Source organism: Brevibacillus antibioticus (assembly GCF_005217615.1).
Classification (GTDB): Bacteria; Bacillota; Bacilli; order Brevibacillales; family Brevibacillaceae; genus Brevibacillus; species Brevibacillus antibioticus.
Genome location: NZ_SZNK01000001.1, coordinates 3,191,961 through 3,217,825, shown reverse-complemented (window position 1 = coordinate 3,217,825; position 25,865 = coordinate 3,191,961). Strand labels below are relative to the sequence as shown.

26 protein-coding genes and 1 other annotated feature are annotated in these 25,865 nt (G+C 47.4%); of the genes, 21 read left to right on the top strand and 5 right to left on the bottom strand.

Annotated elements, in window-relative coordinates:
• Window positions 1–3: 3 nt before the first annotated feature.
• On the bottom strand, window positions 4–786 hold the full coding sequence (locus E8L90_RS14980; protein WP_137030080.1) for an SDR family oxidoreductase: 783 nt from the start codon (window positions 784–786) through the stop codon (window positions 4–6).
• A gap of 231 nt (window positions 787–1,017) precedes the next feature.
• On the opposite strand from E8L90_RS14980, the gene E8L90_RS14975 reads away from it, so the two are divergent.
• From E8L90_RS14975 to E8L90_RS14940, 9 genes are all read left to right on the top strand, one after another.
• A complete protein-coding gene (locus E8L90_RS14975) occupies window positions 1,018–2,091 on the top strand; it encodes a branched-chain amino acid aminotransferase (RefSeq protein WP_137030079.1) in 1,074 nt (357 codons plus the stop codon).
• A 239-nt stretch (window positions 2,092–2,330) separates the two neighbouring features.
• On the top strand, window positions 2,331–3,047 hold the full coding sequence (locus E8L90_RS14970; protein WP_137030078.1) for a GntR family transcriptional regulator: 717 nt from the start codon (window positions 2,331–2,333) through the stop codon (window positions 3,045–3,047).
• 25 nt (window positions 3,048–3,072) lie between these two features.
• Window positions 3,073–3,705, top strand: coding sequence for a sterol desaturase family protein (locus E8L90_RS14965; RefSeq protein WP_137030077.1), 633 nt, complete (start codon window positions 3,073–3,075; stop codon window positions 3,703–3,705).
• A gap of 554 nt (window positions 3,706–4,259) precedes the next feature.
• Window positions 4,260–4,889, top strand: coding sequence for an NUDIX hydrolase (locus E8L90_RS14960; RefSeq protein ID WP_137033457.1), 630 nt, complete (start codon window positions 4,260–4,262; stop codon window positions 4,887–4,889).
• Window positions 4,890–5,032: 143 nt separating this feature from the next.
• Window positions 5,033–6,469 (top strand): MDR family MFS transporter, encoded by a 1,437-nt coding sequence (locus E8L90_RS14955; RefSeq protein WP_137030076.1) that lies wholly within the window; start codon window positions 5,033–5,035, stop codon window positions 6,467–6,469.
• 145 nt (window positions 6,470–6,614) lie between these two features.
• Complete coding sequence (locus tag E8L90_RS14950) at window positions 6,615–7,865, top strand: GNAT family N-acetyltransferase (protein ID WP_137033455.1); 1,251 nt, start codon at window positions 6,615–6,617, stop codon at window positions 7,863–7,865.
• 90 nt (window positions 7,866–7,955) lie between these two features.
• Complete coding sequence (locus tag E8L90_RS30300) at window positions 7,956–8,129, top strand: hypothetical protein (RefSeq protein WP_167497604.1); 174 nt, start codon at window positions 7,956–7,958, stop codon at window positions 8,127–8,129.
• A 77-nt stretch (window positions 8,130–8,206) separates the two neighbouring features.
• The gene (locus E8L90_RS14945) at window positions 8,207–8,683 is read left to right on the top strand and encodes a PilZ domain-containing protein (protein WP_137030075.1); all 477 of its coding nucleotides are present in this window, start codon (window positions 8,207–8,209) and stop codon (window positions 8,681–8,683) included.
• A 116-nt stretch (window positions 8,684–8,799) separates the two neighbouring features.
• On the top strand, window positions 8,800–9,942 hold the full coding sequence (locus E8L90_RS14940; protein ID WP_137030074.1) for a DUF2087 domain-containing protein: 1,143 nt from the start codon (window positions 8,800–8,802) through the stop codon (window positions 9,940–9,942).
• On the opposite strand, the gene E8L90_RS14935 is transcribed toward E8L90_RS14940, so the two are convergent.
• The 3 genes from E8L90_RS14935 to E8L90_RS14925 all read right to left on the bottom strand — a co-directional run bounded on the left by E8L90_RS14935 (window position 9,939) and on the right by E8L90_RS14925 (window position 11,293).
• Entirely contained in the window at window positions 9,939–10,256 is a 318-nt protein-coding gene (locus tag E8L90_RS14935; protein ID WP_137030073.1) for a hypothetical protein, read from the bottom strand. The genes E8L90_RS14940 and E8L90_RS14935 overlap by 4 nt on opposite strands.
• A 129-nt stretch (window positions 10,257–10,385) precedes the next feature.
• A complete protein-coding gene (gene gerQ / locus E8L90_RS14930) occupies window positions 10,386–10,838 on the bottom strand; it encodes a spore coat protein GerQ (protein WP_137030072.1) in 453 nt (150 codons plus the stop codon).
• 32 nt (window positions 10,839–10,870) lie between these two features.
• Complete coding sequence (locus E8L90_RS14925; RefSeq protein WP_137033454.1) at window positions 10,871–11,293, bottom strand: cell wall hydrolase; 423 nt, start codon at window positions 11,291–11,293, stop codon at window positions 10,871–10,873.
• A gap of 168 nt (window positions 11,294–11,461) precedes the next feature.
• Between E8L90_RS14925 and E8L90_RS14920 the strand changes: the two genes are divergently transcribed.
• From E8L90_RS14920 to E8L90_RS14910, 3 genes are read left to right on the top strand one after another with little or no spacing between them, the layout of a single operon-like run.
• A complete protein-coding gene (locus E8L90_RS14920; protein ID WP_137030071.1) occupies window positions 11,462–11,878 on the top strand; it encodes a MerR family transcriptional regulator in 417 nt (138 codons plus the stop codon).
• On the top strand, window positions 11,875–13,446 hold the full coding sequence (locus tag E8L90_RS14915) for a class I adenylate-forming enzyme family protein (RefSeq protein ID WP_137030070.1): 1,572 nt from the start codon (window positions 11,875–11,877) through the stop codon (window positions 13,444–13,446). Before E8L90_RS14920 ends, E8L90_RS14915 begins: the two co-directional genes overlap by 4 nt.
• Window positions 13,443–15,254: an acyl-CoA dehydrogenase family protein gene (locus E8L90_RS14910; protein WP_137030069.1), complete on the top strand. Its 1,812-nt coding sequence runs from the start codon at window positions 13,443–13,445 to the stop codon at window positions 15,252–15,254. Before E8L90_RS14915 ends, E8L90_RS14910 begins: the two co-directional genes overlap by 4 nt.
• Window positions 15,255–15,305: 51 nt before the next feature.
• Here E8L90_RS14910 and E8L90_RS14905 read toward each other — a convergent pair whose 3' ends face one another.
• Entirely contained in the window at window positions 15,306–15,872 is a 567-nt protein-coding gene (locus E8L90_RS14905; protein WP_137030068.1) for a YqaA family protein, read from the bottom strand.
• A gap of 117 nt (window positions 15,873–15,989) precedes the next feature.
• On the opposite strand from E8L90_RS14905, the gene E8L90_RS14900 reads away from it, so the two are divergent.
• From E8L90_RS14900 to rpmI, 9 genes are all read left to right on the top strand, one after another.
• Window positions 15,990–16,490, top strand: coding sequence for a hypothetical protein (locus E8L90_RS14900; protein WP_244297230.1), 501 nt, complete (start codon window positions 15,990–15,992; stop codon window positions 16,488–16,490).
• 128 nt (window positions 16,491–16,618) lie between these two features.
• A complete protein-coding gene (locus E8L90_RS14895) occupies window positions 16,619–16,843 on the top strand; it encodes a hypothetical protein (protein WP_137030067.1) in 225 nt (74 codons plus the stop codon).
• Between the two features lie 146 nt (window positions 16,844–16,989).
• Window positions 16,990–18,096, top strand: coding sequence for a cyclic dehypoxanthinyl futalosine synthase (gene mqnC / locus E8L90_RS14890; protein ID WP_137030066.1), 1,107 nt, complete (start codon window positions 16,990–16,992; stop codon window positions 18,094–18,096).
• Window positions 18,097–18,273: 177 nt separating this feature from the next.
• The gene (gene ytxC / locus E8L90_RS14885) at window positions 18,274–19,194 is read left to right on the top strand and encodes a putative sporulation protein YtxC (protein WP_137030065.1); all 921 of its coding nucleotides are present in this window, start codon (window positions 18,274–18,276) and stop codon (window positions 19,192–19,194) included.
• Between the two features lie 25 nt (window positions 19,195–19,219).
• Window positions 19,220–19,455: a binding site (T-box leader), on the top strand.
• Between the two features lie 61 nt (window positions 19,456–19,516).
• Window positions 19,517–21,430, top strand: coding sequence for a threonine--tRNA ligase (thrS, locus tag E8L90_RS14880; protein WP_137030064.1), 1,914 nt, complete (start codon window positions 19,517–19,519; stop codon window positions 21,428–21,430).
• 136 nt (window positions 21,431–21,566) lie between these two features.
• Window positions 21,567–23,621: a methyl-accepting chemotaxis protein gene (locus E8L90_RS14875; RefSeq protein ID WP_137030063.1), complete on the top strand. Its 2,055-nt coding sequence runs from the start codon at window positions 21,567–21,569 to the stop codon at window positions 23,619–23,621.
• A 204-nt stretch (window positions 23,622–23,825) separates the two neighbouring features.
• Window positions 23,826–24,845 carry a GTP 3',8-cyclase MoaA gene (gene moaA, locus E8L90_RS14870; RefSeq protein WP_137030062.1) on the top strand — a complete coding sequence of 340 codons (1,020 nt, stop codon included), beginning with the start codon at window positions 23,826–23,828 and terminating at the stop codon, window positions 24,843–24,845.
• Between the two features lie 263 nt (window positions 24,846–25,108).
• Window positions 25,109–25,615: a translation initiation factor IF-3 gene (gene infC / locus E8L90_RS14865; RefSeq protein WP_137033450.1), complete on the top strand. Its 507-nt coding sequence runs from the start codon at window positions 25,109–25,111 to the stop codon at window positions 25,613–25,615.
• 30 nt (window positions 25,616–25,645) lie between these two features.
• Entirely contained in the window at window positions 25,646–25,843 is a 198-nt protein-coding gene (gene rpmI, locus E8L90_RS14860) for a 50S ribosomal protein L35 (protein ID WP_012685334.1), read from the top strand.
• Window positions 25,844–25,865: the final 22 nt, after the last annotated feature.

Sequence of the window (25,865 nt, the reverse complement as noted above, 5' to 3'; positions counted from 1 at the left end):
CACTTACCGGATGAACCCGCCTTCGGAATGCATAATTTGTCCCGTAATCCACTCCGCTTCGTTACTTGCCAGAAAGGCGACTAGACGCGCTGCATCCTCGGGCTGTCCAATCCGTCCAAAAGGAGAGCGCTGCAAAATGTTTTGCCTGATTTCTTCGTTCATCCAGCCTGAATCGGTAGGGCCTGGATTTACAGCGTTGACCGTAATCCCTCGCGCAGCTACTTCGGCTGCCAGTGTAGTCGTCAGGGCATCCACGGCTCCTTTTGTTGCGGCATACGCGATCTCGCCGACCATCGCGCCTTTGGATTGACCAGATGTCATGTTGATGATTCGGCCTCCGTGTTGTTGAGAGAAGCGACGTGCAAATTCCACACTGAGCATTGTGGTGGCCCGCACATTAATGGCATAATGTGCGTCCAAACTGGCTATATCCAGTGCCTCGTAGCCGTCATTTGTCGAGTAGCAAGCGTTGTTGACGAGGATGCTTGGTGCGCCCAATTGTACTGTAGCTGCGTCGAGCACCTTCTTGTAGGCATCGGGCTGTGAGAGGTCGATCTCGATCCCGGCACATCTGACTCTATAGCGTCTGATCTCTTCCTGCAAGATTGCGGGTTCATTCTTTTGAATCCCATGTGCCATGGATTGGTCATAGGCGGTCCAGTACGTATGGAAAATATCGGCGCCGTCTGAGGCCAGCATTTTACAGATAGCAGCCCCAATCCCTTGAAGGCGGCTGGCCCCTGTTACGATGGCAATTTTTCCGTGCAAGCGAAGGTGTGTAGTCATACAGATCCCTCCTCATTCTGTCACTATCCATTCTTTTCGGGGTACCTATTCCTTTCATCCTGCCTACGAAGAAAAAAATCGACCACAAAAATTTTACGAAGTTTTCGCTAAATAACCATAAATTGTAGGGGTAAGACAAACTTACGCTGGAAATCATGCAAAATTGTTGCTATTTTGTATATATAGGAAGTTGTTCAAATCGTGGATTTAATACTAAGGGAGATGTAGAAGATGGAGTGTCAGTTCACAATTACCCGGACAGAACAGAAAAAAGAGAAGCCAGCTTCTGACAAGCTGGGGTTCGGTGTTCATTTTACCGATCACATGTTCACCATGGATTACACAGAAGGTAAAGGTTGGCATGATCCACAAATCGTTCCATACTCTCCGCTGACATTGGACCCGGCAGCAATGGTGTTCCATTACGGGCAAGCTGTATTTGAGGGCTTGAAAGCTTATCGCAATCAAGAGGGCAAGGTTCGCTTGTTCCGTCCTGATCAAAATTTCAAGCGTATGAACCGTTCACTGGAGCGTATGAGCATGCCGTTAATCGACGAGGATTTCATGGTCGAGGCATTGAAACAGCTGGTTGCGGTAGATAAAGAATGGATTCCAATAGAAAGCGGACAGTCTCTCTACATTCGTCCCTTCGTAATTGCGACAGAGCCATGCTTTGGTGTGCGCGCTTCGCATACGTACAAATTGGTGATCGTGCTCTCTCCAGTTGGAGCGTACTATGCGGGTGGCATGAAGCCTGTGAAAATTTACGTAGAAAACAACTATGTTCGTGCGGTAAGAGGCGGAACAGGAAACGCAAAAGTAGCAGGTAACTACGCAGGCAGTCTGAAAGCACAAGTAGAAGCAAAAGAAAAAGGCTATGAGCAAGTGCTGTGGCTCGATGGCGTAGAGAACAAATATATTGAAGAAGTAGGCAGCATGAACGTGTTCTTCAAGGTAAAAGGGGAAGTGTGGACTCCAGCGTTGAACGGCAGCATCCTGGAGGGTATCACGAGAGATTCGACCATCCAATTGCTCAAGGACTGGGGAATTCCCGTCGTAGAGAAGCGGATTTCCATGGAAGACCTGCATACCGCTTACGTCAACGGTGAGCTGGAAGAAGCATTCGGTACCGGAACTGCAGCTGTTATTTCCCCGGTCGGTGACCTGAACTGGAACGGACATCAGATGATCATTAACGGTGAAAAAACCGGGGAATTGACAACGAGACTGTACGACGAGATGACAGGAATCCAGTGCGGTGAGCGTGAAGACAAGTTTGGCTGGTCGGTAGAAGTGACAGAATAATCACGTCAGTAAAACAAGGGGCATAGCCTTCTCTTTTTCGGAAGAGGGCTATGCCTTTTTGATCGTGTAGGAAAGTTCAATCACTTTACGACTACAAGCCGGAGAAGGAACACTCAATTTCGTGCAAGTACTGGTTAGTCGCAGTATTTCACCTCTTGACAGAGGGGAGTGTAAAATACTACCATTTGTGGTAATACCACAAGAAAATGTTGTAGGACCAGCAAGGCAGGGAGGCGATCATGATATTGGAGAAAAAAGGGGGAAAGAAAGAACGGTCGTCGGATCAAATTGAGATGAAATTAATCAAGGCAATTTTGACCCGAGAGTATCCAACAGGAAGTAAGCTGCGTCCAGAACGGGAGTTGGCAGAGTACTACGGGGTAGGTCGGCCAACCGTTAGGGAAGCACTGCAACGCTTGGAAAGAGATGGCTGGATCACTGTGCGGAAAGGACATCCGGCAATTGTCAACGATTATTGGCATCAAGGCAATATAATGACCCTTGTCCATATCATTCAAAACCACGACGATGTTACAGATGAGTTTATTTCGTACTTGCTAGAACTGCGGATATCGTTGTCGCCCGCTTACATTCGTAACGCGGTTGCCGCTCATCAGCCGAAGGTAGTCGCATTGCTTGCCAATCTCGATCAACTGAAACCTGATGCTGATTCTTATGCAGCGTTTGACTGGGAGCTGCAGAAAAATCTGACGAGGCTTTCCCCGAATCCTATCTATTTACTGATTGTAAACAGTTTTGATTCCTTTTACCTAAAAATGGCGCGAAGGTATTTTTCCATCCCGGAACACCGCGAGGCATCTTGGCACTATTACCATGAACTGTTGAACGTCGCTTTACAGGGAGATTTCATCGAAGCAGAGCGTGTAGCCAGAAAGGCAATGGAAAGAAGTTTGGAGCAGTGGAGAAACCGAACCGTGTTGGAACAAGACAAGTGAAGGAACACAAGGGGAGGGCATTCTGTTGAAGGCAAAGTTTCTGAAGGAATTCTTTACGTTTCCGGATATCCTCATCATGAGCATTCTATTCTTAATTAGCTTGTCTTTCACTATGTCTGAATGGTACGTGTTGGAAACATGGGTTGCACTCGTGGCGGGGATGATTGGCTATGCGGTATGCGAATACTTGATTCATCGATTTCTCTTTCACCTCAAACCGCCTCGAAACCCATTTTTTCTCCATTTGTTAAAGCGCCTACATTATGACCATCACACCGATCCGAACAACTTGCACCTGTTGTTCTTGCCCGTGTGGTACAGCTTACCGCTCATTGCAGGAACCGGAACCATTTGTTATCTGCTTACTTCTGACGTGATTGTGACCAATGCCTTTGTTACAGGCGTGATCGGATTTCTGCTATTTTATGAATGGACGCATTATATCGCCCACCGTCCGGTTCAACCCCTATCTCCATGGGGGCGCTGGATGAAAAAGCTCCATCTTTGGCATCACTTCAAAAATGAACATTATTGGTACGGTGTCACCAGTCCTGTTTTTGACGTCATGCTGGGAACGTACAAGAATGAACAGGATGTCGAGAAAAGTTCAACGGTGAGGGATCTGGAAAGAAGGTGGGACAAAGATGTTGAACTGTAAAGGGTCTTTTGTCGCCCGTCATTTTACTTGTATCAAAGAGCATACGTTTTGCGCGAACATCCCTTTTTTGAGGGATGTTTTTTTATCTTCTTTACGTTTTAAAAGGTACCGATGAACGAACAAAGCTGTTGAGAAGAAAAAGCACAGGGCGCGCAGACCTTGACAAAGCCTGCCCAGTCGGAACTTCAAAAAGGGGACCACGCTTGTCGAACACTGCTTACTTGAGAAACCTCCGCCCATAGGGTGGCTTTGGCTCGACGGTCCCCTTTTTGAAGTGTAGACGGACAGTGAATCCCCATGCTGGCGTGTCAGAGTCGAAGAGAACTGTGCTTTTTCTTCTCCTCCACTATGTAGGAAACTCTACAACAATCCAGAGGTAGACAAGCGGATTGAAGAAGGACATCGCGAAAAAGATGCACAAAAACGCAATGAAATTTACGCAAAGCTGTTTGTCGCTGTCCCTTCTTTCGTCAATAGAGAGGAATTCACGCTTGGACCGGGAATGTAACTTGGGGAAGAGAAATGCGCAAGAGACAAGTCGTGGGGTGGAAAACATGCAGGAAGAGCAGCTAGACATATTTGATGAAGCAGGACAGCACATCGGGGTAGAAGCGCGTAGCGAAGTACACCGCTTGGGGTTATGGCACCAAACCTTTCACTGCTGGATATATCGCGTAGTAGATGACCAGATTGAATTGTTGTTCCAAAAAAGGCATCCACAAAAGGATACTTGTCCGAACTTGCTCGACATTACCTCTGCCGGTCATCTTATCGCTTCGGAACAGCCATGTGACGGCGTGCGAGAATTGGAGGAGGAACTGGGCTTGTCCGTGAGCTTTGCGGAATTGGACGAGCTAGGCGTGATTCGTGATGTAACGGTTGCCCCCTCCATCATTGATAAGGAAATGTGCCATACCTTTTTGTACGAATGTGATCAACCCTTGCATGAGTACCGTGTACAGGAAGAAGAAGTCACAGGGCTGTTTTGGGTCAGTCTGCATGAGCTAGAGCAGCTGTTTACAGGCGAGATCGGGCAGATAACGGTGAATGGATTTTTGCTAACGGAAAAGGGTGAACCAAAGGATACAGCGATGATCGCGTCGAAAGCCGACTTTGTTCCACATGAAGTGCATTATTACCAGCAGGTGTTTGCAGCAGTGAAACTCCGCGCTGCCAAGCGATAGCCCTAATCGGAAAAACAAAGCCTCGCTTGTCATTTGGCAAGACGAGGTTTTTCGTTGGTCGAGAAAGATTGTTCTCTCATGTGATATACTAGACAATGCTTTTTCACTGCTCGCGATCATGCGTAGATAGAGAGGAGATCGAGATGAGACTACAGATTATGATTGCCCTAATGCTCTCGACATTCCTTGCTGCGATGGAAGGAACGATTGTGAGTACAGCCGTACCACGCATTACGAGTGATTTGGCAGGCTTTGAACAGGTGAGCTGGGTATACGCCATCTACATGCTTGCCACTGCCGTATCTGCTCCCATTTACGGCAAGCTGGCTGATTTATTTGGCCGAAAAAACGTATTGTTAATCGGGATCGGCATCTTTTTGCTAGGTTCTACGCTCTGTGGAGTGGCGACGTCGATGTGGCAGCTCATTGTTTTCCGTGCCATTCAAGGCTTGGGTGCAGGTTCAGTCATGCCGATTACGATGACCATCATCGGAGATTTGTACACCGAGCAGACTGCCCGAGCAAAAGCGCAGGGCTGGATTAGCGCCGTATGGGGACTTTCCGGTGTGGCAGGTCCGTTGGTCGGAGGATTTTTGGTCGATACACTGACGTGGCGTTATATCTTTTTTCTTAACTTGCCTTTTGGACTTGTATCATTTTTCATGCTCGTCTTTTTGTATAAGGAAAAGCTTGCCATCAAAGAAAAGCACCATATCGATTATCCGGGCGCGCTTATTTTTTCGGTCGGGACCATCGCCTTGTTGTATGCCTTGTTAACAGGTAGCCAAAATCAATCCTGGACCAGTCCAGTGACGATTTCCTTGATCGTATTTGCTTTGGTGACCTATCTGGGGTTTGTATCGGTGGAGAAGAAATCGCCTGAGCCGCTGATTCCGCTTTCGCTTTTTACCAATCGAAATGTAACCAAGATCAATCTGCTGACGCTCTTGACCAATGGAATTATCATCAGCATGGTGGTTTACTTGCCGATCTGGAGCCAGGGAGTTTTGGGAGAAAGTGCGACAATGGCTGGCTTTGTCCTGACACCGATGCCGGTTTGCTGGACGATCGGGTCTATCCTTGCTGGGAACTTGTTAGGCAAGCTACGAGCGGAACAATTGTTTATCGCAGGGACAGCCGTTCTGACTGTAGCGACAACATTGTTGAGCTTCCTGTCCGCTCACTCAGCGGGATACCTCATTTATGTGGCTGTAGGCTTGATTGGTTTGGGAATGGGACTCATTTCCCCGATTATCATGGTAAAAATTCAATCGTCTGTTGCAGTCGACAAGAGGGGGACTGCCGTTGCTCTCAATACATTCACGGGTACCTTTAGCCAAACCTTCGGGGCAGCTGTATTTGGAATGTTGTTCAACATGGTGACTGTAGCAAGTGGTCATACGAATTTAGGGGCCTCATTTGAACATGGATCGATCCCTGTGGCACAGCTGGCACAGATCCGAGACTTATTGGCTAGTGGTGTTCATGTGGTCTTTACAGGCACCTTAGTGCTTGCGATAGCAAGCTTTGTTCTGACGCTTATGATCGCAAAAGGAAACCGAGTCAAGCAGACACACTAATTCGAAGACGTCCGCCGAGTGCGGGCGTTTTCCAATAATTGGTTACATTTTTCCGAAAAATACAAACTTCATATTGCCTGCGGTTACATTCATGATACTATTTTCCTAGATGCCTAATTTCTTGCAGACAGGAGTGCGTGAGATGATGGAGGAGATTCGCCCGGTTTCCATTGACGATATCGATGAGGTCGTTAGGATTGCAGCGATGAGCTACCCTGGAAGCAATCTTCTGGGTGCAGAGAGCAGACAGCGATTTGCGGAACGTGTAAGGGAGACGATCGAAAACGACCCACACGTCAGCTACCACGGCTGCTATCGGGATGGACGACTGCTGGGGATTATGAAATGGTATGATTTTCCCATGAATGTTCACGGTACACCGCTTTTGACTGGTGGGATTGGGCTGGTCGCCGTAGACCTTTTGCATAAAAAGGAAAAAGTGGCCATGTCGATGCTTCGAGGTTTCCTTTCCAGCTATCGGGAACGGGGAATCTCGCTGGTCTCTCTCTATCCGTTTCGTGTTGATTTTTACAAGCAAATGGGGTTTGGAGTAGGGACCAAGGTTCACCAATACAAGTTCAAACCGTCTAGCCTGCCGTTTGTAGGCAAGGACAAAATCGTTTATATAGGAAAAGAGGACAAAGAAGAACTGTCTGCTTGCTATCATCGCATCGCCCGTCAAACCCATGGCATGATCAAGCGAACAGACCGAGAGTGGGACAGACTCCTTGATGTCCCTGAAATGATTGTCGTCGGCTACAAAAAGGAAGGGAGATTAGGGGGCTATCTCGCTTTCCAGTTCCAGAGCGCTCATGAAAAAAACAAGCTCCTCAACAACATAGAAGTGAGAGAGCTTCAGTATGAGAGCCGCGAAGCACTTGCACAACTGCTCTCTTTCCTGCAAAGTCAGGCTGATCAGATTCAACGAATTGAGTTCACGACGCCGGACGAAGATTTTCACTTGTTGCTATCTGATCCCGGCAATGGAACGGATTCGGTATTGTGGAGCATTTATCATGAGAGCCATGTATCGGGAGTCGGTCTGATGTATCGAATTATTGATGTGCCAGAATTTTTCCGACAAATGTCCCACTACCGTTTTGGTTTGGAAACGGTGAATATCAAACTGACGATCCGCGATTCGTTCCTGCCTGAGAATGAAGGAACATGGCTTATCAAGTTTGTCGATGGACGTCCAGAATTAGGAGAGGCAACGGAGTTTGACGTTTCGGTCCAGCTAGATATTTCGGATTTTTCTTCACTCGTGATGGGGGTAGTCACTGCCCGCAAGCTGTATCAATACGGCCAGTTGGAGCTGGATGCACCAGAAAAGCTCCCCGTTTTGGATAAACTGTTTGCTGTTTCTGAGAAGCCGAGAAGTGTGACAACCTTCTAAAAAAGAAGATTTGTCACGTTTTTGACACATTCGGTTATCTTATTTTGCTTCCTCCCATATGTTGTTAGTAAATGGGAGGAGGCAGGTTTTATGATCTTTCTAACACTGGTTGTCTTTTTTGCGTTTCTTTTGATTGTTTGGGTGGTCGTTAGACTCCTCTTCCGGCTGGAAAAGCATGATTCCATCACACATGATGAGAGGGAATTGTGGAATCGCTTTCAGATGAAAGAGCAGGAGATCAGATACCGAAAACCCAAAAAATAAAAAGAAAGGCGCCAAGATGACAGGCGCTCTTTCTTTTGCGTGTTACCCACTTTGAGAAGAGAAAGAAGGAGAAAACAATGCCAGGTAGATCAGAGGGGCATCAACGTGAATTTTTTCGCTTACGTCTAGAATACGCCCTCTGTGCAGACATGACCATTGTGCTGGTCAAAGGGAAAACCATGGAGATTGGGAGCACGCAGGTATTGATCGATGATATTGGGGCAGGTGGACTTCGGTTTCTCTCTCATCTCAAAATGCCAGCAAATGACCAGCTCGTTCTGCAGTTTGCGACGGAATTGTGCGGGCAGGCTCTCAAAATGTACGGCCACGTCGTTCGCACGATTCCGTGGGAAACGGACTATTACGAATACGCTGTACGGTTTACGATGGAAGAGGAGCAACATCTGGAGATTAATCGCATGGTAAACCGATTAGCGATCCGCTATCGGCAGAAACGTATAGCAACAGAAGGCCGTTTCTACAAGGGTGACCGTCTGACATTTTTAAAAGAGTTGGCCCAAGCAAGTCTTTCGATGCGAGCCAGTGAAGCATAGACAAAAAGGCTTTCTGTTGTGCGAATACACAACGGAGAGCTTTTTTGTTTGACACAAAACAAACGTAATGATAAGTTATCTATAATAAGTCAAACGAATAAAGGTTGTGTTTATAGATGAGTCTTCATGAAGCATTTTGGAGCGCTTCTCTTCAAGAATGGAAGCAAGGTTACATTGAACAAGACGAACATTTTATGTGTTTGCTCTGTGGGGAACAGGTGGAGAAAGGAATCATTTATCCAGTGGAGGGTGCCCTGTACGAAGCGTCCCGCTTTATGCGCCATCATATCGAGGCTGCACACGGTTCTGTCTTTACGCACCTGAGCCAGTTGGATAAACGATTGACGGGCTTGTCTGATCATCAAGTTAATCTGCTTCGCCTTTTTTACCAGGGAAAGACAGACGCCGAGGTTCAAAGTGAAATGGGGATCGGCAGTGCATCGACGATCCGTAATCACCGCTTTGCACTCAAGGAAAAAGAACGTCAGGCCAAGGTGTTCCTGGTCATGATGGAGTTATTGCATGAAGCGGATAAACATCAATCGTCCACCGATGCCAAATCAACCAAGCAAAAGAACACCTCGAAAGATGGCGATGCCACAGAGTATGCCGCGATCGTAAAGAGACTCTTGCCGAATGGACTATCAGGTCGATTAGAGCGATTCCCACGCAAGCAAAAGCATAAACTCATCTTACTCGAAGAGATTTCCAAAAAATTTGAGCTCGATCGTTTTTACACCGAGCGGGAAGTGAATGAGATTTTGGAAGGTCTCTACGACGATTATGTGACCTTACGGAGATATTTAGTCGATGTTGGATTGATGGATAGACAGGCTGACGGCAGTCAATATTGGCGGATTGCTGTGGAAAATGAAGGAGAGGAACGGGTGGCGCAACAGTTGAATCGCAAGCAAGAGCTCAAGCAGATGTACAAGGAAGTAGAGACCGATGCAGGCGTTTATCAAATAAAGAACAAGCAAAATGACAAAGTGTTCATCGCCAGCACCAATAACCTAAAAACGATCAACGGTAGAAAGTTCATGCTTCAGCATGGCTCACATCCTAATCGTGAGCTGCAAAAAGACTGGGATAAATACGGTCCGGACGCTTTTGAAATAAAAGTGCTCGAGAAGGTTGAAAAGAAAGACCATCCGTATTTTGATGGGAAGGAAGCACTGGAAAAGCTCGAAGATAAATGGATGAAAAAGCTGGCGCCATATGGTGATCGAGGCTATCACGTGCAAAAAGATCCGTCCTAGTCTCGTCCATCATCCAGCATATGGAAGCGCTCCAAGTGATCCCGCAGACCTTCCTTTTGCAGGATTTGGATTTGTTTTTCACCGAGTAAATCAAAATGTGGGAAGGGTGCACGATTATGAATGTAGACAGGATCGAGTCCGTTGGCAAGGCACCAGTCTGTCAGTAACGAATAATTGGCACAGCCTACTTTGGTAACAGTTTTGATTCCGGGAAAGCGTGGGTCCAGCCAATAATGAGTGAGAAAGGCCAATTCGCCTCGACTAACGGCTTGCTTCCAGCGGTTTAGTTCATCTCTTGTAATCCCAAATGCCACTCTTCCTCATCCTTTGCAAAGCGGTCGTGTTTCTCATTCATTAATAGCATGGAATTGTATAGACGTCAAAAAGACAGTTCACCCCGGGAGCACTTCACCGATGGAACTGTCTTTTTTGTGCTTGGTTGCTTACCGAACTCCTGTTGGAAGCTGAGGCGGGATGTAATTCAATTCTTCGTCCGCCGTGATATAATCTGTGTTGACCATGAGGAGCAAATAGCGTTTGCCGGTTTGTGGATCGCTAATAATGATGTGGTCGCGGCCAGCCGTTTCAAGGACGCCACGGAAAATTTTGGCGTTCCATTGGCTGTTGTTTTCAAATGTTTGGTATACCGTAATGACTTTGCCTCGATTCAGGCGCAGGATGTTTTCGATGTACGATTCTTCCAGCGCTTGCCCAGGAGTAATGGGCATTCCAGGAATTAAAGATCCGCTTGGTTGCATCGGAACCAGTTGAGGTTGTTGCTGCTGAATCATCTGCTGCTGTTGCTGAGGTATGCCGTAAGGATACTGTGCGGATGGGTACATGTCGTAGCCGTATTGTTGTTGAGGGAAACCAGTGTAAGGCATTTGTTGACTCATGATGAACTCGCTCCTTTATCTATCTCATTCTTTTAATAGACGCGTGGACAATCTGCTCTTGTTGGAATGAAGAAGCAGTGCGCCTTATAGCGACCGGAGTTTTGTTGATCCCACCAGGTAGCCGGACAGTCTCCGGCAGGCCGGTAGAACCATAATGCGTTGCTAGCCGGACGGGTCTTTTCGCCATTGACTGCGCGCTGTGCTAATCGTCTTTCTTTGTCCCTGGTCCGTTGATAGAAATACGGCTTCTGGACCGCTTCGAATCCTCCCGGAGATTGATAGACCATGTCACGCATGCTGCGGATGTTTTTGAAGTCAAGGCAGTTACCTAAAATCCGATTTACCCCAACGTTGCCAACCATCAACATGCCCAACTCACCTTCACCCTCAGCCTCAGCCCGAATCAGTCTGGCAAGCATATCGACATCCCTGGAGTTCGCTTTGATGACGGCCATTGCTTCACCTCCTTCCACAAAAATCACAATAACAATATATGGGCGAATAATAGATTGGTGATTGGCCCGATAAATTTTTCATCAAGTTGACGCTTACGTAAACGGCAGTTACAATCGTTTTGTTCAGTTAATTTAGAATTTTATAAATGGATGTAAGGGGCGCTGGACATGAGCAGAGAAGGAATACAGAAGGAAGAATCGTGGACCATCTCTGATCTTGCTCAACAATTAGATGTCAGCACCAGAACGATTCGGTACTACGAAGAGCTCGGCTTGATTTTTCCCAGCCGGACAGAGAAGGGAAGCAGGCACTACAAACGTAAGGATCGTGCCAGGCTGCGACTCATTCTGCGAGGGAAGCGCTTCGGATTTTCGTTGGATCAGATTCGCGAGATGTTTGAGCTGTTCGACGAGGACCGTACAGGTCGGGTGCAGCTTTTGCGAACGATTGAGTACGGCAACCAAAAACTGGCTGAGATCGACGAGAAAATCATGGAACTCCGACAACTGAGAGAAGACATTCTCGTCTACAAGCAAAACTTTGAACAAAAATTGCTTGAAGAAAATGAGGAGGAGAAACGATGAACGTATCAGCTCTGCTCGCAGCAAACGGAAGGAAATACCCTGACAAGCCCGCGCTGGTTGCAGGAGATGTAGAGGTCAGTTTTTCCCAGTGGGATACACGCTCTACCCAGTGGGCTTGCTATTTGCGAGAGCTTGGCATCGAGCAAGGGGATCGGGTTGTCATGCTAATGCCCAATTGTCCGGAGTTTGCCATTTTTTACGTCGCCGTCATTCGCAGTGGTGCCCTTGTCGTGCCGATCAATGCACGCTCAACCCAAGAAGAAGTACGACATATATGCGAACATGCCGGAGCAAAGGCACTTCTTGTTCATGATGCCCTCGTGCCTATCGTGAATGAGTGGGTCCTCCAAACGCCGCAGCTTGTAGCAATCAAAACAGGTGTGAGCCAAGAGAATTGGCATGGTATTGCTAACTGGGATGCCAATGATGTGTCTTTTGATAAAATGAATGCGCTTTCTTCACAACCTTATTTGGCGGACATGAATGAAGAGAGTGAGGTCAGCATCCTCTATACATCTGGCACGACTGGACGCCCTAAAGGGGTGCTGTATACACATAGAAGCTTATTAACTGTCGCGAAAATGATGTCGATTGAACTGTCAATGACACATCGTTCGCGAATTTTGCATTTGATGCCGCTGAGTCATTCGGCTCCCCTCCATCTCTTTTTCATTGCAGGGCTCATGCTTGGCGCCACTCAGGTAATGGCCCTGACCTTCTCGCCGCAGCTTCTTTTGGATTTGGTGCAGCAGCATCGGATTACGCATTTCTTCGGAGCGCCAGTGGCGTATTTGTTGACGATGAAGCATCCCGAGTTTGTGGCGTACGATTTGTCTTCCATCGAATATTGGATGTATGGCGGGGCTCCGCTGTCCAAAGAGATGGCGTCGCTCATGGAAGACGCTTATGGACGCGATAAACTGGCGTGCGTCTACGGCTTGACGGAGGCAGGGCCGAACGGAATGTGTCTCTTGCACAAAGAGCATCCAGACAAAATCGGAAGTATAGGCAATCGTGGTGTATTGTTCGCCGAAATGGAGGTTGTAGACGAGCGAGGAGGGCGATGCGCCAGTGGCGAAGTGGGCGAAATTCGCTTGCGCGGAGAAGGGACAATGAAAGGATACTACAACAACCCAGAGGCTACAGCAGAGACCATCCGCGATGGTTGGTTGTACACAGGCGATATTGCACGCGTGGATGAGGATGGATTTCTGTGGATGATTGACCGGAAAAAAGACGTGATGATTACGGGCGGGGTAAACGTCTACCCTAAAGAAATCGAGCAGTTGTTAGAACGTCATCCGGCGATTGGCGAGGTAGCTGTTGTAGGTTTGCCACATTCGGAGTGGGGCGAGACGGTTACGGCCTATGTGGTGCTGAAATCAGGGGTCGATACCAATCGAGAGTGGCTAGAGGAAATCCAGGGCTTTTTGCGCGGTCATCTCGCCGATTACAAGCTCCCGCGACAGGTGAATATCGTTCCTGCACTACCGCGGAACACGAGCGGAAAAGTCCTGAAGCATGTATTGCGTGATGTCAGTTCCCAAAAGGAAGTGGAACTGCGATGAGTGATTTGCAAACAAGCATCGATCAGCGAACTTACAGCGACAACATCCCGCACCCTCGTACGCCACAGGAACAAAACTTTTTCAAAAGAGATCCCAACCTCAATTACTTGCTGGAACGTTATCTCCCTGCTTCTATGCATGAATGGGCCAAACAGCAGTTGAGCTGGCTAGGAGCGCAAGTGGCAGGACCCATCGATGAGCGTGCCGCCTATACAGACAGAGAAGGAAGGCCGAGATTGCGCAAGTACAATCGGTTGGGTGAGGATATTTCCGAGATTATTACCAACGAAGGCTACAAGGAAACCGTAGCAGAGGTTTACGGAGCAGGCATCGTCAGCTATTTGTATCAAGACATCCCTGAGTTGGGGAGAAAAGCGCCGTACAGCTATTCCTTTTTCATGGGCTATCTCGTGAGCCAGTCTGAGCCGGGCTTCTATTGCCCTGTCACCTTGTCGATGTCAGCCGCTTATTTAATTGATCGGTATGGCAGCGAAGAACAAAAGGAGCAGTACCTGACAGGACTGACCTCTCGTGATCGCACTTCCTTGTATGAAGGAGCTACTTGGCTGACGGAGAGACAGGGCGGTTCGGATGTCGGTGCGAATTTGACTGTAGCAGAGCCAGTAGCAGGTCGACCGGGTGTATACCGATTGACGGGAGAAAAGTTTTTTGCGAGCAATGCTGGAGCATTTGTTGCGACTGTTTTGGCGAGAATCGATGAGGACAAACCGGGGACAAAAGGGCTCGGACTGTTTTTGGTGCCTTGGATAAAGCCTGATAACGAACGCAATCATATCCAGGTCCGCCGCCTGAAAGATAAGCTGGGCGTCAACGCCGTACCATCTGCGGAGATACTGTTGAACGGGGCAGAGGGCTATTTGATTGGGGAGCCTCAGAATGGATTCAAGTACATGGCAGAAGCCCTGAACCTCTCTCGCATTTGCAACGCGATTGCTTCGATTGGGATCATGCGTCGAGCTTTTTACGAAGCGAGGTATTATGCCGAGCAACGTCGTGCATTTGGGAAGCCGATCGATCAGTACCCGATGGTAAAAGAAATGCTGGTGAGCCTCTTATTGGATACAGAGGTAAGCACAGGTGCGGTGTTTGATATGATTGCTGTTTATGATCGCTTGCAGTCTCATTCCGCTAGCAAAGAGGATAACGCGCTTGCTCGCCTATTGATTCCTTTGCTGAAATTCCGTACAGGGGAAGAGGCGGTCGAATCGACCCATACCGCGATTGAAATTCATGGCGGTAACGGCTATATCGAGGAATACGTGACGCCGCGTCTGTTGCGTGATGCGCAAGTTTTGACCGTATGGGAAGGCACCTCGAATATACTGGCACTCGATATTTTGCGTGTGATGCAAAAAGAAAATAGCCACGAAGTGTTTTGCAGATTGCTTCGGGAGCGCATAGCTGGTTGGAAGCATGCCTTTTCACAGCCGTACGCCGAACTGATTCGGACAGAACTGGCTATCCTGGAGGAAAATATCGCCTATCTCATGAAACAGACCCACGATTATGTAATGTACAAATTAAAAACGCTCGCGGAACATATGGTAGATTTGTACACTTTGTCATGCATCGTCAGTGAAGCAGAGGATCAGGTGACACGTGAGGGAAATGCACGCAAATACATTTTGGCAAGGCTGTATGCGGAAAAACATTTTCATTCGCCAGAAAAGCGGGGGATTCAAGCCGATTCTTTGCTGGATGTAAAGTTCTTCACTCAACTGGTGGAGTACCAGTCAATCAGCGTAGAAGAGTGGGCCCGACAGTCCGCAATTGTTCCGACCCGATAATCAAAAAGCGCCTTTGTCCACTTGTTGAGGTGGCTCGGGCGCTTTTGATTTTTACGCATACCGCTTGCGGCGAATGCTCCAAATAAACCAGATCGCGGCAACCACTGTTGCTACCGCCAACAGCGTGATCTCAAAGTATTCATCGATTAGAACCTTTGCGTGTTTTCCGTATAAATAAAACAAGGTGCCAATCAAGAAAAACTTCAATCCCCGCCCGATGATCGCATAAAACATGAGCTTGGTCAGTGAGTAATTAAATACACCAGAGAGCACAGTGAAAACCTTGAAAGGAATGGGGGTAAAGGCTCCGATTAGTACCGCAGCATCCCCGTTTTTTTCGAATTTTTCCGTCGCTACGATCACCCATTTTTCAGGGAGAATCTTGTGCAAAAGTGGTTTTCCCAGCCATCTCCCCAATAAAAATCCGATGGGAGCGCCGAGGACGGAAGCAGTAAAGGCTACTGTCGCAAACTGAATCGCTGAGCCTGGATCGAGCAGACTCATCGCAATTTGCATAAAAAACGGAGGAATTGGACTAATAAATGAGTCCAAAAATGCCATGGCCGCGAGTCCCCACATCCCATATTGCATGAATAGCTGTGTGATATGTTCGAGCATGAGCATCTCCTTACTGGGTTTTTTCTATTGTAGCCATCTTATGTCAGTTTGTCCAAAGAAAGACCACAACTGAAGTTAGATGCTGGGGGGAAAATCAGGGAATAGGATGATTGGCCTATGAACCAGTTTCCAAAATACCCCGATTACAAGTGTGTGGAATGTCATGAAGAAAGGAATATTTATGAAATGAAAATGCCATTATCGATCAAAGTCATTCAAGGGTTTATGCTGTTGCAAGTCATCGTATTGGGAGGCCTCTATTTTGTGGTTTCACAGGCAGATCCGATGAATTTGAGCCATTGGGCCAGTAAAATGGTTTTCAACGTGGTGACGATGCCAGAAGATATGTTAGATCAAAGCTACGTGTTAGGAAGATGGCAAGGAAGGTTAATGTTTCCACTAATCATCACCACTTTGTTGTTCATCTTCATACAGATGAGGTTACTAAAATCGTCGATTGTCTGCATAAGTTTGGCGATTTTACTGGATATAAGCAATGGAGCTTTCTTGATCGCCATCTTGTATATAACCCTTCTTTTGGTCGTGACCCACAACAAACAATCGAAAATATATTTTAATCGGAATCATCATCAAGTTACGCAGTCGGTTTCAAAATAAAAAATGAGTGGTCCAATGAGCTAATCTTAGGTCGAATATTGGTAATGAAGTCCTTGTTTTTCATTGACGCTAGGAAAGATTATCCACTAAAATGTAGGGAAACAGGACAAACATCATGGGAGGAACCAATGAAAACATTGGGTTCGGGAAAAGTCGTTTTCTATGCACCAAACGGGACGAACTTGCAATTATCAGGGGAAATTGACGTACGTGGTGATCGGGTATCCATAACAGAAATCATCTATTTTAATGGCAAACCAAACGGAGCCCGCGAAACAAATTTGCCACTCGCGCAAAGCGTGATTTACTGGGAGCCAGAAGTGTACGAACAGATCGGATATGAAGAAGAATAAGAATCATTGCGATTCCAAGCCCTGTCTCTTGCAGGGTTTTTTCGCGTATGGTAGTGTATCTGCCAGCACCTCGGGCTATAGCCGATGTCCCAGTATTGTGTTATGATGTGGGATGGAATTTACGTATGGTACAAGGAGTGATCCTTATGATCGATTCTATATTGGAACGTGCTCTCGCAGGTGAACGACTGGGTCTAGAAGACGGTCTGGCTTTGTTTGCGAGCAATGAAATCGAAAAGATCGGACATTACGCCAATCTGGTTATGCAAAAGCATCATCCAGAACCGATTACGACCTTTGTCATCAGTCGCAACGTCAATTACACGAACGTATGTGACACGTACTGCCGTTTTTGCGCCTTTTACCGTCGCCCAGGCTCTTCTGAAGGATATGTTCTCCCAAAAGAAACGATTTTCCAAAAAATTCAGGAGACCGTGGACGTTGGCGGTACGGAAATTTTGATGCAAGGCGGCACGAATCCGGATCTGAAACTGGATTATTACACCGACCTCTTGCGCGAGATCAAGGAGCGCTTCCCGCAGATTACGATGCACTCTCTATCTGTAGCCGAAGTGATGAAAATCGCGGAAGTTTCCAACATGTCTGTTGAGGAAGTGCTGAAAGAGCTAAAGGCAGCGGGTCTCGATTCCTTGCCGGGAGCGGGTGGCGAAATCCTCGATGATCGTACACGTCAGAAGATTTCCCGATTGAAGGGCTCTTGGACTCATTGGATCGATACCCAAAAAGCAGCACACCGTGCAGGCTTGCCTGGTACTGCTACCATGGTTATTGGTTTTGGGGAAGAGATGGAGGAGCGCGTGCTTTCTCTGTTGCGTATCCGCGATGCACAGGATGAAACAGGGGGCTTCAAAGCGTTTATCGTTTGGACCTTCCAGCCGGACAACACGAATATGAAGGCTGTCAACAACACGCCAGAGGAATACTTGAAAACACTGGCAATCAGTCGCCTGATGCTGGATAATATCAAAAACTTCCAATCTTCCTGGGTGACGATGGGCCCGCATTACGGTCAGCTTTCTCTATCGTACGGAGCGAATGATTTCGGCCAAACGATGATGGAAGAAAACGTTGTTTCCGCAGCGGCATGTACGTACAAGGTCAACACGAACCAAATTTTGGAGCTCATTCGCGGCGCAGGCAAAATCCCTGCACAGCGCAACACACAGTATGACATTCTGCGCGTTTTCAAAGACGGCGAGATGGCAGAACGTGATTTTGTCATGCAGAACTAAAAAAACAAAAAACGCTTCTCTGCCCTTCCTATCAAAAGGAAACCGGCAGGGAAGCGTTTTGGTTTTTAATTAGGAACTTTTTACCTGCAACCTTCCCTGAGTTTCCAACCGTTTAAAAGTATATCGCTCCTGACGGGACATATACTGTAACTACAATGGCGGGTTGGGGGGATGGTTATGCAGACGTTTCGCGTATTGCTGGAGAATGTCCCTGAGCATTGTGACACGTATCGGGCTATCGTAAATGAGATGACGGAGCGGGTCAACACTGCACCGGTGCGCATTACATACAGGGAGCAAGAAGAGAATGGATACCTCTTGTTCTACTTTCAAAGCTGGTGTGAGACCGAGTATGACGCGCAGACCATCGATTGGGCAAGAGCCTTCGTTGCTCTTACATTAGCCGAATGGGTCATTCAGGTGAAGGAACCGAACATCATGGAAGAAATGGCCGCAGACTTACTCGCTGCCGAACAGATGGAAACCGAGTGGGTAGAGATTTTTCCTTATATTCAACGCATGTGCCAAGAAGTCGAGCCAGATGGCGGGGAACTGTTAACGGCTACGACACGCAAGGCAAACGTATATCGCAAAGTTTTCACCTATCTGGAATGGGAGAGAACGATCAACGTCTTAGGCTTCGTCCGGTTTCGATTGCAGGAGCATTGGAACGAGCTGTTCGAACTCGTGGAAACGGGTATTGATGAATATCTGGAAGACAAGCAATATGAAGAGTTTGTCGAGCTGTTGCGCTATTTTATTGCTGTACAGGAAACCAAGCAGGAGGTCGTTCATGTCGTTCCTAGTGTGGACAAACCTTTCCATCTTTATGATAAAAAAGGGGATCGTCTTTGGCTTGAACAGTTAGATACTGTTCTGAACATGGACGAACAAAAATGCAGGGACGAGGATTATTTGGTCAGTGCTTTGGTTACACTGGCACCTGAGAGTATCGTGCTCCATATGGCTTCGGAAAAGCCTGGCCTTGTACAGACGATCCGCAGTATTTTTGACGGTCGGCTCATTACTTGCCACTCTTGTTCGCTTTGCCTATCCGAGCGACGTGTACTTGACGGGAATAATCCCTCTAAACTATAATAGCAACAACAACTTTACATCGCTTATAAATACGATGAGAAGGACACGGACAATAGTAAGGACGCTCTAGAGAGGCGGGCCACAGGCTGGAAGCTCGCTGCGAACTGTTATTGATCTACCACCTTCGAGTAGCTACCGGGAACGAAGCGTAGGCTTTTACTATCGGTATGCCGGTTAAATACCGTTACATGGAATGAGGAGTCTGTTTTTATGAACAGACTTGAAGTAGGGTGGTACCGCGAGAACACACTCGTCCCTTTTTGGGGATGAGTGTTTTTTTATTTTCTCTAAACAATCCAGATACAGGAAGGAAGAATCCTCAGTGGCACAAATTCAAGTTACTTTCCCAGATGGAGCCGTTCGTCAATACGACGCTGGGATTACCATCGAAGACATCGCAGGCTCCATTAGTTCTAGCCTGAAGAAAAAGGCAGTAGCTGGTAAAAAAGACGGCAAAGTTGTCGATCTGTACACCGCTCTGGAAGAAGACGCAGCGATTGAAATCGTGACCCTCGATTCTGCCGACGGGTTGGAAGTATACCGCCACAGTACCGCTCACTTGCTCGCTCAAGCGGTAAAGCGTATTTACGGCACAGAAGTGAAATTCGGTATCGGTCCTGTCATTGAAGATGGCTTCTACTACGACATGGACATTCCGGTTTCCCTTTCTCCAGAGGATCTGGGCAAAATTGAAGCAGAAATGGAAAAAATCGTGAAGGAAGACCTGCCGATCCGCCGCAAAGTCGTAAGCCGCGAAGAAGCAACTGCGATTTTTCAAGAACTGAACGATCACCTGAAGCTGGAGCTGATTCGCGACCTGCCAGAGGATGCGACTATCACGCTGTATGAGCAAGGCGAATTTTTCGATCTCTGTCGTGGTCCGCACTTGCCGTCTACTGGTTACATCAAAGCATTCAAGCTGATGAGCGTGGCAGGTGCATACTGGCGCGGAAAAGCAGAAAACCAAGTTCTGCAACGCGTGTACGGTACAGCTTGGCCGAAAAAAGCAGACATGGATGAATATCTGCACTTCATCGAAGAAGCGAAAAAGCGCGATCACCGCAAATTGGGTAAAGAACTGGGCCTGTTCATGTTCTCCGAGGAAGCACCAGGTATGCCGTTCTACCTGCCAAAAGGCTTCACTGTTCGTAACGAGCTGGAGCAATTCTCCCGCCGTCTGCAACAATTGGCACAATACACAGAAGTGCGCTCTCCGTTCCTCATGAACGAGCGTCTCTGGAAAGAATCCGGTCACTGGGATCACTACAAAGAGAACATGTACTTCTCTGAAGTAGACAACGCGACTTACGCCTTGAAGCCAATGAACTGCCCAGGTCACATGTTGATCTATAAAAACGAGATGCATTCTTACCGCGACCTGCCGATCCGTTACTCTGAGTTTGGGCAAGTTCACCGCCATGAGTACTCCGGGGCATTGAATGGAATGCTGCGGGTGCGTACTTTCTGCCAGGATGACGCGCACGTATTTGTCCGCCCTGATCAGATCGCCGGCGAAATCAAAGGCATGATCACTTTGATTGACAGCATCTACAAGGTATTTGGCTTCGAATACAGTGTGGCTCTGTCCACTCGTCCGGAAGATTCCATGGGCTCTGATGAGCTGTGGGAAGCAGCAGAAACCTCTCTGAAAACAGTGTTGGATGAGCTGGGTATGGCCTATGAAATCAAAGATGGAGACGGTGCGTTCTACGGACCGAAGATCGACTTCCAAATTACCGACGCGCTGAAACGCCGTCACCAATGTGGAACGATCCAACTGGACTTCCAAATGCCTGAGAAATTTGACCTGACGTATGTGGGTCAAGACAACGAGAAGCATCGTCCAGTTGTTTTGCACCGTGCGATGTACGGCTCCATGGAGCGCTTCATCGGTATCTTGATCGAGCACTACGCAGGTGCATTCCCGATTTGGCTGACTCCTATCCAAGCACGCATCATGAACATCAGCGAAGTGCACATGCCATATGCAGAACAAGTAAGAGAAAAGCTTCAACAAGCTGGCATTCGTGTTGAACTGGATGGCCGCAATGAGAAAATCGGCTACAAAATCCGTGAAGCACAAGTTGAAAAAATCCCGTACATGCTGGTCATCGGCGAAAAAGAGGTGGCTGACGGTACACTGTCCGTCCGCAAACGCGGAGTGGGCGATGAAGGCGCGATGATTGTGGATGCGTTTGTAGAGAAAATCCGCGCTGAAATTAATGAAATGAAGTAAAAAAACGTATAGAAGTAGAGCCGTCCTGAAATTTCGGGCGGCTTTTTCCTTTATACGTTTATTCGGAAAAAAGAACGGGAAAAGGATGTAGAGTAATTATTCTGATGGACATCAAGGAGAACTGCGGGGGATAGGTATGCGGGTAAGCATTAAGCAAAGACTGATAGCAGCATTTCTTGCCATTATTTTAATCCCGATTGGAGTGATTAGCTCATTTGTATATGTCAGTATGAAGGAGCGAATCCAGACGTATTTTATTGAATCCTCGACAAAAGAAGTGGCTCAGGTAGACAACGCGATTAACCTGTATTTCGACTCGATTCGTGAAAATGTAAACCTGATAGCAGGTAGTCCCTTACTAAAGAGTGCAGATAACACCATCACGACGTATATGGATAAACCAACCAAAACCAAGCATACGCCACTGCAAAATGGCGGGGTAGAGGCCACTATTTTTCAAGATTTCCTGCGATTTGTCGATTCTCATCCGAATACTGCCTTCATTTATTTAGCGACCAAATACGGAGGATACATACAGTGGCCGACAGATGATGTCATAGCGAATTACGATCCACGTACAAGGGATTGGTACAAAAAACCGATGGAGAATCCCGGAAAAGTGATCACGACAGATCCTTATCTCTATTTAGGTGACAACAGTATCGTAATCAGTAACGTAACGATGCTAAAGGATAGCAAGGGTGAACCACTGGGCGTTGTTGGACTAGATGTGAATTTAAAAGGGCTAACCGACATTTTGAAACAAATTAAGATTGGGAAAACGGGTTACCTCATGCTGGTTGGCAAAGACGGAACGATTTTGGCTAATCCCAAGAACCCCGAACTCAATTCGAAAAACCTCAAAGATACGCAAATTCCTGAATTGGCCGCTATCGGTGAGAATACCTCTAGCAGCTTTGCGGTCACGATGAACGATACTGAGTATTTGGCGAACGTCTTTACTTCAGAAAAAACTGGCTGGAAATATATTTCGTTTATTGAAAAAGCTGAGCTCTCGGCTGAAGCCAATCAAATCGGTTTCATCATCGGCGCATTGAGCATTTTGTTTGCCGTACTAGCGGTTGTTGCTTCCGTTCTTTTCTCGCACAAATTCACCAAGCCGTTGCTTGCCATCGTTGACCAGATTTCACAGATCGGTCGTGGTGACTTTACCGCGGAATTGCCCAAAAACCTTTTGGATCGAAAAGACGAAATCGGCATGCTTGGTCAGAGCATTCAGGTGATGCAAGTATCCATCCAAGGACTCATTCGAGAAGTCCAAAAAGCGGTGAACACCCTCTCTACTTCGTCAGACAATATATCGGTTCGCATGGCGGACAATGTAGATACTGCGAACAAAATATCTACCACGATACAGGAAGTAGCGAGCGGGGCGCAGAATCAGCTTAGAGGTACGGAAGAATCCGCAAGAGCGATGGAAGAAATGTCGATCGGTATCCAACGCGTGGCGGAGACAACCTCCATTATCTCAGAATCATCTACAAGTACGGCGGACGAAGCGCAGCTAGGAAACCAGTCCATCCAAAAGGCTATTCAGCAAATGGACTCCATCCGTGGCTCTGTGGAACATTCTGTATCCGTCGTCAAGCAATTGGGTGAGCGTTCCAAAGAAATTGTGCAAATCATTGACGTGATTACGGGAATTGCCTCTCAAACGAATCTGCTTGCTCTCAACGCTGCCATTGAAGCCGCTCGTGCGGGAGAGCATGGACGAGGTTTTGCTGTCGTAGCAGATGAAGTGAGAAAGCTCGCAGAACAATCTGATGAGTCTGCTCGGCAAATCGCCAACCTCATTCAGGAAATCCAAACAGATACGAACATGGCGGTCAACTCGATGGATTCAGTCAATCAAGATGTTCAGGTTGGATTGTCTACTGTACTGGAGTCAGGAGAAGCTTTCCAACGCATCTTGCAAGAAATTCGACAGATAACCGATCAAATTCAGGAGGTATCTGCTGTCTCTGAACAGATGTCCGCCGGATCGGAACAAGTAGCAGCATCTGTAGACGAGACTGCCCAAATTGCAAGGATTTCAGCCCACAATGCTGAAAATCTGGCGACTTCCGCCAAAGGTCAATTGGCCACCATGGAAGAGTTTGCCCTTTCATTTGAATCCTTGAATCAGATGGCTCGTGAACTGGAAAGAATGATTAGCAAATTTAAGATATAGAATGCATAACGGGAAGAGTACGAATGTCAGGAGGAATTCGTACTCTTTTTTTGCAAAGTGATCCCAATTATGACACCATGTGCGATTTGCGTTTGAAAATTTGGCTATTTCGATTTAAGATAATAGACTGAAACGAAGTTGAAATGCGCTATGATGAAGATGAAGGGAAAAGCCGTCCTATAGATAAAAGGAGAGTGAACATCTATGCCAGATAAACTGCTTGATTTACGGAATCGTCCTCTCCGAGATTTACGAATATCTGTCACCGATAAATGTAATTTTCGTTGCCGTTATTGCATGCCTGCCGAAATTTTTGGACAGGATTTTGAGTTTTTGCCGCAAAGCAAGTTGCTGACCTTTGAGGAGATTACCCGTTTGACCCAGATCTTTACTTCGCTTGGGGTCGGGAAAATCCGCATTACCGGTGGAGAGCCATTAATGCGCAGAAATTTGCCTGAATTGATTCGAATGATACGTGAAGTAGAAGGCGTTCAAGATATTGCGATGACGACCAACGGTTCTCTCTTGTCCCGCCATGCGCAAGCACTAAAAGAAGCAGGTCTGGATCGGGTCACGGTCAGTCTGGACAGCTTGGATAATGAGCGCTTTGGGATGTTGAACGGAAGAGGCTATCAGGTCGATGCCGTGCTGGATGGGATTCGTGTTGCAGCAGATGCCGGGCTTTCGATCAAGATCAACATGGTGGTACAGCGCGGAGTCAATGATCAAGATATTTTGCCGATGGCACGGTACTTCCGTGAGCAAGGGCATACCCTTCGATTTATTGAATTCATGGATGTGGGAAACAGTAACGGCTGGCGGCTGGATCAAGTCGTACCTTCCCGTGAAATTGTGCGTATGATCCATGAAGTGATGCCGTTGGTAGCAACCGAAGCGAACTACTATGGAGAGGTGGCTTCTCGCTATCGCTATGAGGGATCGAACCAGGAAATCGGGTTGATCTCATCGGTGACCCAAGCCTTTTGCTCCACTTGTACGCGGGCGCGCCTGTCGGCAGAAGGAAAATTGTACAATTGTCTCTTCGCTTCATCCGGAGATGATTTGCGCGAACCAGTCCGCGATGGACGCACGGATGAAGAGATTCGCGAGCTGATACGTGCGATCTGGGAGCGGCGTGACGTGCGCTACTCGGAGGAACGACTAAGTGAAACGCCTGGTCTCGCGCAGCGTGAAAAGGTCGAAATGTCCCATATCGGGGGATAATTAGGTATGAGCCTTGACAAAACCCAAGCTACCTTGTAATATAAGTTGCGTGTATAAACACTTCATACTTCGAGAACAAGCAGAGGCGCACAGCTTCTCACCTGGGTCGACGTCGTACACGACTGTTGACAGGTAACTCTTACGCAAAGATCTTCGGATCTGATGAAATTGCTTAGGTGAGATATGTGCGGGCGCAGATTGCGTTCGCACATTTTTGTTCCTTCTCGAAATTGACGGGGGTGGCAAGTATTAGCAAGGATCAAATGTTAATTAACGAAGCGATCCGTGCCCGTGAAGTCCGTTTAATCGGTGCTGACGGGAGCCAATTGGGAGTCGTACCTTTTAAGGAAGCATTGCGCATTGCCCAGGAAGCTGAATTGGATCTGGTAAACGTTGCTCCTACAGCCAAGCCGCCTGTATGCCGTATTATGGACTATGGAAAGTTCAAGTACGAGCAGGCGAAAAAGGAAAAAGAAGCACGTAAAAACCAGAAGATCATCGAGCTGAAAGAAGTGCGTTTTTCTTCTAACATCGAGGAACACGATTTTCAAACAAAGCTTCGCAACGTCCGCAAGTTCTTGGAGGATCAGCACAAGGTGAAGTGTACGATCCGTTTCCGTGGACGTGAAATCACCCACTCCGAAATTGGACTAGGCGTTATGGAACGTGTAGCTGCCCAGTGTGAAGATCTCGCTGCGCCTGAGCGTAGACCGAAGATCGAGGGCCGCAGCATGATCATGATTCTGGCTCCGAAAGCGGAAAAGCAGTAAGATAGTAGTTTAGACAGGAGGATTTTTCAGATGCCTAAAATGAAAACCAACAAGGCTGCTGCGAAACGTTTCAAAAAGACTGGAAGCGGCCAATTGAAGCGCGACCGCGCATTTGGTAGCCACTTGTTCGCTAACAAATCGACGAAAGCTAAGCGCCACCTGCGCAAAGCTGCACTCGTTTCCAAAGGCGATCAAAAACGTATAGAGCAAATGCTCACTTACCTGTAAGTTTTTCTTTTATTACACAACA

Bases quoted from the DNA above. Each gene is read 5' to 3' on its own strand.
- E8L90_RS14980 (WP_137030080.1), bottom strand. From the start codon at position 786: ATGACTACACACCTTCGCTTGCACGGAAAAATTGCCATCGTAACAGGG.
- E8L90_RS14975 (WP_137030079.1), top strand. From the start codon at position 1,018: ATGGAGTGTCAGTTCACAATTACCCGGACAGAACAGAAAAAAGAGAAG.
- E8L90_RS14970 (WP_137030078.1), top strand. From the start codon at position 2,331: ATGATATTGGAGAAAAAAGGGGGAAAGAAAGAACGGTCGTCGGATCAA.
- E8L90_RS14960 (WP_137033457.1), top strand. From the start codon at position 4,260: ATGCAGGAAGAGCAGCTAGACATATTTGATGAAGCAGGACAGCACATC.
- E8L90_RS14955 (WP_137030076.1), top strand. From the start codon at position 5,033: ATGAGACTACAGATTATGATTGCCCTAATGCTCTCGACATTCCTTGCT.
- E8L90_RS14950 (WP_137033455.1), top strand. From the start codon at position 6,615: ATGGAGGAGATTCGCCCGGTTTCCATTGACGATATCGATGAGGTCGTT.
- E8L90_RS30300 (WP_167497604.1), top strand. From the start codon at position 7,956: ATGATCTTTCTAACACTGGTTGTCTTTTTTGCGTTTCTTTTGATTGTT.
- E8L90_RS14945 (WP_137030075.1), top strand. From the start codon at position 8,207: ATGCCAGGTAGATCAGAGGGGCATCAACGTGAATTTTTTCGCTTACGT.
- E8L90_RS14940 (WP_137030074.1), top strand. From the start codon at position 8,800: ATGAGTCTTCATGAAGCATTTTGGAGCGCTTCTCTTCAAGAATGGAAG.
- gerQ (WP_137030072.1), bottom strand. From the start codon at position 10,838: ATGAGTCAACAAATGCCTTACACTGGTTTCCCTCAACAACAATACGGC.
- E8L90_RS14925 (WP_137033454.1), bottom strand. From the start codon at position 11,293: ATGGCCGTCATCAAAGCGAACTCCAGGGATGTCGATATGCTTGCCAGA.
- E8L90_RS14920 (WP_137030071.1), top strand. From the start codon at position 11,462: ATGAGCAGAGAAGGAATACAGAAGGAAGAATCGTGGACCATCTCTGAT.
- E8L90_RS14915 (WP_137030070.1), top strand. From the start codon at position 11,875: ATGAACGTATCAGCTCTGCTCGCAGCAAACGGAAGGAAATACCCTGAC.
- E8L90_RS14910 (WP_137030069.1), top strand. From the start codon at position 13,443: ATGAGTGATTTGCAAACAAGCATCGATCAGCGAACTTACAGCGACAAC.
- E8L90_RS14905 (WP_137030068.1), bottom strand. From the start codon at position 15,872: ATGCTCGAACATATCACACAGCTATTCATGCAATATGGGATGTGGGGA.
- E8L90_RS14900 (WP_244297230.1), top strand. From the start codon at position 15,990: ATGAACCAGTTTCCAAAATACCCCGATTACAAGTGTGTGGAATGTCAT.
- E8L90_RS14895 (WP_137030067.1), top strand. From the start codon at position 16,619: ATGAAAACATTGGGTTCGGGAAAAGTCGTTTTCTATGCACCAAACGGG.
- mqnC (WP_137030066.1), top strand. From the start codon at position 16,990: ATGATCGATTCTATATTGGAACGTGCTCTCGCAGGTGAACGACTGGGT.
- ytxC (WP_137030065.1), top strand. From the start codon at position 18,274: ATGCAGACGTTTCGCGTATTGCTGGAGAATGTCCCTGAGCATTGTGAC.
- E8L90_RS14875 (WP_137030063.1), top strand. From the start codon at position 21,567: ATGCGGGTAAGCATTAAGCAAAGACTGATAGCAGCATTTCTTGCCATT.
- moaA (WP_137030062.1), top strand. From the start codon at position 23,826: ATGCCAGATAAACTGCTTGATTTACGGAATCGTCCTCTCCGAGATTTA.
- infC (WP_137033450.1), top strand. From the start codon at position 25,109: ATGTTAATTAACGAAGCGATCCGTGCCCGTGAAGTCCGTTTAATCGGT.
- rpmI (WP_012685334.1), top strand. From the start codon at position 25,646: ATGCCTAAAATGAAAACCAACAAGGCTGCTGCGAAACGTTTCAAAAAG.